Annotated in this window: 1 pseudogene; it reads left to right on the forward strand. The window is 75.6% G+C overall.

The annotated features are described in order from the left end of the window. Nucleotides 1-238 (forward strand): annotated as a pseudogene (locus tag G3I65_RS55025) (LuxR family transcriptional regulator); the annotation flags it as partial.

The raw sequence follows: 238 nt of genomic DNA on the forward strand, positions 1-238 counted from the left end.
GCGGCGACCAGCTGCCGATCGAGATGCGCGTGGTGCACCTCGCCGAAGTCGCCGAGGTGCACCTGCGCCGCGGCGGGCCGGACGCCGCCGTCGCGCTGGCCGAAGCGCGCGCCGGCAGCCAGTTCGATCCCGCCGTCGTCGCCGCGTTCACCGCCGCGGCACCGGAAATCTTCACCGGGCTCCTCGACGAAGACGTCTGGACGGCCGCCCTCGACCAGGCCCCGGACCGCGACCGGAC

This window comes from Amycolatopsis sp. SID8362 (assembly GCF_010550475.1).
GTDB classification, from domain to species: Bacteria; Actinomycetota; Actinomycetes; order Mycobacteriales; family Pseudonocardiaceae; genus Amycolatopsis; species Amycolatopsis eburnea.